Raw genomic sequence first — 6,792 nt, 5'->3', positions numbered from 1 at the left:
AAGCGGAACCAATAATAATATTGGCACTGACATTCATCGACACACTATTGAGTTCTCAAAGAACACACGCACAAGCTTCTACCCACAACATTTCGCAGGGGCTTCAGCAGGGCAAGGGTTCAAACTTTAGCGCGGGCAATCCACCGAAGCAAGTCCGGAAGACAGTGAGCCCGCACACATGATCAGTCAGGCGCTCATCGTCCTACCTCGTTTCCCTGCGCGATCCGCTAGCCTCGAGAGGCTCGGCGGTTCGGCACCGGGTCGGTGTCCGTGTCGCTCTGACTCGAATTAAGTTACGCATCGCCGATCATGAAGTCAAATCGGCTGGTCAGCGGGCATTTCGTCGACGATCGGTGATCATCGGGCGCCACTCAGGGCCGCCAGCCGGCGGGGAACCAGCTCGGGGCGGTCGCGGTGAACCGCTCGCGGCCCCATCCCCCGGCGCCGGCGGGGACCGCGCCGAGCAACGGGGTCTCGGTGACGCGCGGCAGATCGTCGCGATTGCACTGCGAGGCGAGGTCGGGCTCGGCCGGCCAGGAACCGATGACCAATCCGGCGCACGGCACACCGGCGGCGGCCAGGGCGCGGGTGGTGAGTTCGCTGTGGTTGAGAGTGCCGAGTCCGGCGGCCGCCACGACGAGCACCGGGGCGCCGAGTTTCTGCGCCAGGTCGAGGAGGGTGAACTCCCCCATCCGCACGAGCAGACCGCCCGCGCCTTCGACGAGGACCAGGTCGGCATCGCGCTGTGCGTCGATCGCGGCGACGGTCTCGTTCAGGGACAGCAGCGGCATACCGGCGCGGCGGGCGGCGGTGTCGGGGGCGAGCGGTTCCGGGTAGCGGGCCAGCTCGACGGTGCGGGTCAGCCCGGTGAGGCGGGTGACCTCGGCGAGGTCACCCGGGGCGCCGGGGGCGATGCCGGTCTGCGCGGGTTTGCACACCGCGACCGAGCGGCCCGCGGCGTGCGCGGCGGCGGCCACGGCCGCGGTGACGACGGTCTTGCCGACGTCGGTCGAGGTGCCACTGATCAGCAGGAGGCTCATGCCGTCACCGGTTCCTTGCCACGGGCCGCGGCGAGCACGTCGCCGAGGACCTCGGCGATGGTGTCGAGTTCGGCGGGGGTGAGGTTGGCGCGCGCGGTCAGCCGCAGGCGCGAGGTGCCCTCGGGGACCGACGGCGGGCGGAAGCAGCCGACGTCGAGGCCGCGGGCGCGGCAGGCCTGCGCGGCGTCGAAGGCGAGCTGAGCTTCGCCGAGGACCACCGAGACGACGGCGGAGTCCGGTTCGGGCACCCCGGCGATGCGGGCGATATCGGCCGCGCGGTCGAGCACCCGCGACGCCATCGCGGGATCGCGGCGCAGCAGACCGAGGGCCGCGCGGGCCGCGCCGACCGCGGCGGGGGCAAGGCCGGTGTCGAAGATGAAGGTGCGGGCGGCGTCGATGAGGTGGGCGCGGATGCGCGCGTCGGCGAGGACGACACCACCCTGCGCGGCGAAGGCCTTGGACAGGGTGGCGGTGATGACCAGGTCGGGTTCACCGGCCAGGCCCATCTCGTGCACCAGTCCGCGACCGCCCGCGCCGCGGACGCCGAGGCCGTGCGCCTCGTCGACGATCAGCACCGCGCCGTGCGCCCGGCACACCCGGTGCAGGTCGGCGAGCGGGGCGAGGTCGCCGTCGGCGCTGAAGACGGAGTCGGTGAGGACCAGTGCGCGCTCCTCGGTGCGTTCGGCCAGCAGGCGTTCGACCGCGGCGACATCCCGGTGCGGGGCGATCTCCACCCTGGCCCGGGACAGCCGGCACGCGTCGACCAGGGACGCGTGGCTGCCCGCGTCGGAGACGACGAGGGTGCCGCGACCGGCCAGCGCGGTCACCGCGCCGAGATTGGCGGCGTAGCCCGAGGCGAACACCAAACCGCTTTCGGCGCCGACGAATTCGGCCAGTTCGGCCTCGAGCTGGGCGTGCTCGGCGGTGGTCCCGGTGACGAGGCGCGAACCCGTGGACCCGGCACCCCAGCGGCGCACGGCCGCGATGGCGCCCTCGACGACCTCGGGATGGCGGACCAGGCCCAGGTAGTCGTTGGACGCGAGGTCGATCGCGGACGACTCGGCGGCGCGCGGGCGCAGGTGTCGGCGCAGCCCGGCGTCGACCCGCTCGGCCGCGCGCTCGTCCAACCAGCTCAACGGATCCGTACTCACAGCTGGGGAGCTTACTTGAACGCCGTTCAGGGGATGCGGTCGCGGCGTCATCCGAGGCTCGCCTTCACCGCGGCGCGCACGGCGCCGGTGATGGTGGCGATGTCCTCGGTGGTGCTGATGAACGGCGGCATCGTGTAGACGAGGGTGCGGAACGGACGCAGCCACGCGCCCGCGTCGACGGCCGCGTCGGTGGCGGCCCGCATGTCGACGGGTGCGTCGAGCTCGACGACCCCGATCGCGCCCAGCACCCGCACGTCGGCGACACCGGGCAGCCCGGCCAGCGGCTCCAGACCTGTCCGCAGCTCGGACTCGATCCGGGCGACCTCGCCCCGCCAGTCCCGCGAGCGCAGCAGATCGATCGAGGCGATCGCCACGGCGCAGGCCAGCGGATTGCCCATGAAGGTCGGCCCGTGCATGAGCCCGCCGTGCGCGGCGCTGATCGTCTCGGCGATCCGCGCGGTGCACAGGGTGGCGGCCAGGGTGAGATAACCGCCGGTCAGCGCCTTGCCGACACACATCACGTCGGGGGCGACGCCGACGTGGTCGGCGGCGAACAGCTCGCCGGTGCGGCCGAAGCCGGTGGCGATCTCGTCGAACACGAGCAGCACGTCGTTCTCGTCGCAGATCCGGCGCAGTTCGGTGATATAGCGCGGGTCGTGCCAGCGCATCCCGCCCGCGCCCTGGACCACCGGTTCGACGATCACCGCGGCCAGCTCGTCCCGATGACTCGCGACCGCCCGGTCGAGCTCGGCGACATAGTCGGCGTCGAAGCCGACGGGCGGCGCGGGGACGAAGACCTGCTCGGTGAGGACGTCGGTCCACAGCGCGTGCATGCCGCCGTCGGGGTCGCACACGCTCATCGGGGTGAAGGTGTCGCCGTGGTAGCCGCCGCGCCAGGTGAGCAGCCGGTGCTTGCCCGGCTTGCCGACCCCGCGCCAGTACTGCAGGCACATCTTCGCGGCGACCTCGACCGAGACCGAGCCGGAATCGCAGAGGAAGACCTTGTCCAGACCGGCCGGGGTCAGCTCGACGAGCAGTTGGGTGAGCCGGGTGGCCGGGGCGTGGGTGAGGCCGCCGAACATGACGTGGCTCATCCGCTGTGACTGCGCGAGCAGCGCCGCGTCGAGGACCGGGTGCCGGTAGCCGTGCACCGCCGCCCACCACGAACTCATCCCGTCGACCAGCTCGCGGCCGTCGGCCAGCGTCAGCCTGGTGCCCGCCGCGCTCGCGACGACCAGCGGTTCGGTGGTCGCCGGGAAGCCGCCGTAGGGATGCCAGACGTGCTCGGCATCGAGGGCACTGATCTGCTCGGGGGTCAGGTCCACAGGGTTTCCTCGTCGTCGCCCGGTTGCCGTCGCCGACGGCCTTGAACACCGTTCAAGTTAGCACTCGTGCTCAGGGGTCGAGCGGCCGATCGGCGACCGCCGCGGGAATGTGCGCCAGCGCCGCCCGCACCGCGGCGAGCTGGGGACCGCCGAGCGCCGCCGCGACGGCCGCCTCGATCCGGCGGATGTGCTTGCCCGCCAGCGCGAGCGCCGCACCGCCCGCCGCGGTGGTCACGATCAGGCGCGCCCGCCGGTCGGCGGGATCGGGACGGCGTTCCACATAACCGCACCGCTCGAGGTGGGTGACCAGCTCGCCCATCGACTGCTGGGTCATCCCCGCCGCCTCGGCGAGGGCGGTCACCCGGGAGCCGGCCGGTTCCAGGTACCGGAAGACCGCGTAGTGCGCGGGCCGCAGCTCGGGGCCGAGTTCGGCGCGCAGCTCCCGGTCCAGCTCACGCTCGTAGGCGTCGGCCGCCTGGACCAGCAGTTTCAGCAGCGTGGGCGCACTGTCCGTTGACATAATAGGAAGGTTACCTTTATACCTGGACTATGGCTGACATCGGCACCGTCCTCACCTTCCGCAACGGGCACCGCGTGACGCTCGTCGACCGCGGCGCCGACGCCGAAGGCGCCTACCTCCGGCTCGAACACGTGCTCCCCCACCCCGGCAGGCAGGCGGGCCCGCACTGGCATCCCGAGATCGCCGAGACCTGGACCGTGCGGGCAGGCCGCCTCCGGTTCCGCGTCGACGGCACCGAGATCGTCGCCGGACCGGGCGACACGGTGACGGCGCCGCCGCGCGCCGTGCACGAGTTCTGGAACGAGGCCGAGAACACCGTCATGGACCACGTCATCCGCCCGCCGCTGCGGCACTGGGCGATGTTCGAGTTCTGGAGCGGCCTGGACACCAGCGGCCGGACCACCGCGAGCAGACTGCCGCGCAATCCGCTCGCCCTCGGCCTGCTCTGGGAGTACCAGGACGGCTACCTGGCCGGGCCGCCCGTTCCGCTGCAACGGCTGATCTTCGGCGGCCTGGCCGCGCTGGCCCGGCGCACCGGCTACGCCCGGCGCCTGCTCGCGGCCGCTGACCAGGGGTGACGAAGCACCCACGCGCACCGCGCGCGGGCGGGGACCGGATTCCTCTACTGTCGTAGCATGTCGAGCCCGTACGACCGATCCGGTGAGGTGACCCCACTGGGCGTGTGGCCTGGCACCGCGTATCCGCTGGGCGCCACCTACGACGGCGCGGGCACGAATTTCTCGGTGTTCTCCGAGGTCGCCACGCGGGTGGAACTGAGCCTGATCGCCAAGGACGGCGCCGAGACCCGGGTCGAGCTCGACGAGGTCGACGGGTACGTCTGGCACGCCTACCTCCCCGCGATCACGCCGGGCCAGCGCTACGGTTTCCGCGTCCACGGCCCGTACGAGCCCGAACTCGGACTGCGCTGCGATCCCAGCAAGCTGCTGCTCGATCCGTACGGGAAGGCCTTCGACGGGCAGTTCGTCAACGATCCGTCGCTGTACACCTACGGCCTGGATTCACTGGGCCGCACCATGACCGGCGTGGTGATCAACCCGTTCTTCGACTGGGGCGCAGACCGGCCGCCGAACCGGCCCTACCACGAGACGGTGATCTACGAGGCGCACGTCAAGGGCATGACGATGACCCATCCCGACGTGCCGGAGGAACTGCGCGGCACGTACGCGGGCCTGGCGCATCCGGCGATCATCGGGCATCTGAAGAGCCTGGGCGTCACCGCGATCGAGCTCATGCCGGTGCACCAGTTCTTCCACGATCACGTGCTGACCGATCAGGGACTGCGCAACTACTGGGGCTACAACAGCATCGGCTACCTGGCCCCGCACAACCAGTACTCGGCCCGCCCGCGCGGTGACGCCGCGGTCGCCGAATTCAAGGCGCTGGTGCGCGCGATGCACGCCGAGGGCATCGAGGTGATCCTCGACGTGGTCTACAACCACACCGGCGAGGGCAACCACCTCGGGCCGACGCTGAGCCTGCGCGGCATCGACAACGCCGCCTACTACCGCCTCGACGAGTCCGAGCCCGCGCACTACAAGGACTACACCGGCACCGGCAACAGCCTCAATGTGCGGCATCCGCACACCCTGCAGCTGATCATGGACTCCCTGCGCTACTGGATCCTGGACATGCACGTCGACGGCTTCCGGTTCGACCTCGCCGCCACGCTGGCCCGCGAATTGCACGATGTGGACCGGCTTTCCGCGTTCTTCGACCTGGTGCACCAGGACCCGGTGGTGAGCCAGGTCAAGCTCATCGCCGAACCGTGGGACGTCGGCGAGGGCGGCTACCAGGTCGGCAACTTCCCTAGCCTGTGGACGGAGTGGAACGGCAAATACCGCGACACCGTGCGCGACTACTGGCGCGGTGAGCCCGCGACGCTGGGCGAGTTCGCGTATCGGCTCACCGGATCCTCGGACCTGTACGAGTCGACCGGACGCCGCCCGAGCGCCAGCATCAACTTCGTCACCGCGCACGACGGCTTCACGCTACGGGACCTGGTGTCCTACAACGAGAAACACAACGACGCCAACGGCGAGGGCAACCGCGACGGCGAGAGCCACAACCGGTCGTGGAACTGCGGCGTCGAGGGGCCGACCGACGATCCGGCGATCCTGGAACTGCGGGCGCGCCAGCAGCGCAACCTGCTGGCCACGCTGATCCTGAGCCAGGGCACGCCGATGCTGGCCCACGGCGACGAGATCGGGCGCACCCAGCTCGGCAACAACAATGTGTACTGCCAGGATTCGCCGCTGTCGTGGATGGACTGGTCGCTGGCGCGGACCAACGCCGAGCTGCTCGAGTTCACCCGCTCGGCGATCGCGCTGCGCACCGCGCACCCGATCTTCCGGCGCCGCCGCTTCCTCGCCGCCGGACCCGGCGACGGCGCCGGCCGCAATCGCGAGATCGCCTGGTTCACCCCGGCCGGGGCCGAGATGACCACCGACGACTGGCACAGCGGCTTCGGGAAATCCCTGGCCGTGCTGCTCGACGGCGACGGCATTCCCGAGCCGGGACCGCGCGGCGAACGGATCAGCGACGACTCGTTCCTGCTGTGCTTCAATGCGCACGACGACGCGCTCGATTTCGTGCTGCCAGGACCGGAGTTCGGTGCCGAATGGACACCGGCCCTGGATTGTTCGACCCCCACCGGAACGGCCGACGGTGTCTATCCCGCGGCCTCGACGCTCCCCGTCCCCAGCCGCTGCCTGCTCGTCCTGCGCCGAACCGCCTAG

At 70.8% G+C, this 6,792-nt stretch carries 6 protein-coding genes; 2 read left to right on the top strand and 4 right to left on the bottom strand.

Annotated features, from left to right (window positions below; genetic code table 11):
- Positions 1-371: 371 nt before the first annotated feature.
- The 4 genes from bioD to ACFVW6_RS33985 all read right to left on the bottom strand — a co-directional run bounded on the left by bioD (position 372) and on the right by ACFVW6_RS33985 (position 4,036).
- Positions 372-1,040: a dethiobiotin synthase gene (gene bioD / locus ACFVW6_RS34000; RefSeq protein ID WP_378833513.1), complete on the bottom strand. Its 669-nt coding sequence runs from the start codon at positions 1,038-1,040 to the stop codon at positions 372-374.
- The gene (locus ACFVW6_RS33995; protein WP_378833515.1) at positions 1,037-2,191 is read right to left on the bottom strand and encodes an 8-amino-7-oxononanoate synthase; all 1,155 of its coding nucleotides are present in this window, start codon (positions 2,189-2,191) and stop codon (positions 1,037-1,039) included. Before ACFVW6_RS33995 ends, bioD begins: the two co-directional genes overlap by 4 nt.
- A 47-nt stretch (positions 2,192-2,238) precedes the next feature.
- Positions 2,239-3,516 carry an adenosylmethionine--8-amino-7-oxononanoate transaminase gene (locus ACFVW6_RS33990; RefSeq protein WP_378833518.1) on the bottom strand — a complete coding sequence of 426 codons (1,278 nt, stop codon included), beginning with the start codon at positions 3,514-3,516 and terminating at the stop codon, positions 2,239-2,241.
- Between the two features lie 70 nt (positions 3,517-3,586).
- A complete protein-coding gene (locus tag ACFVW6_RS33985; protein ID WP_378833520.1) occupies positions 3,587-4,036 on the bottom strand; it encodes a MarR family winged helix-turn-helix transcriptional regulator in 450 nt (149 codons plus the stop codon).
- 29 nt (positions 4,037-4,065) lie between these two features.
- Here ACFVW6_RS33985 and ACFVW6_RS33980 point away from each other — a divergent pair, with 29 nt between their 5' ends.
- Together ACFVW6_RS33980 and glgX are read left to right on the top strand one after the other, a co-directional pair.
- Positions 4,066-4,614: a cupin domain-containing protein gene (locus ACFVW6_RS33980; protein ID WP_378833522.1), complete on the top strand. Its 549-nt coding sequence runs from the start codon at positions 4,066-4,068 to the stop codon at positions 4,612-4,614.
- 57 nt (positions 4,615-4,671) lie between these two features.
- A complete protein-coding gene (gene glgX / locus ACFVW6_RS33975; protein WP_378833524.1) occupies positions 4,672-6,792 on the top strand; it encodes a glycogen debranching protein GlgX in 2,121 nt (706 codons plus the stop codon).

Origin of the sequence: Nocardia sp. NPDC058244 (assembly GCF_042882065.1) — a bacterium.
In the GTDB taxonomy this organism is placed as follows: domain Bacteria; phylum Actinomycetota; class Actinomycetes; order Mycobacteriales; family Mycobacteriaceae; genus Nocardia.
This window is presented reverse-complemented; position numbering and strand designations above follow the sequence as displayed.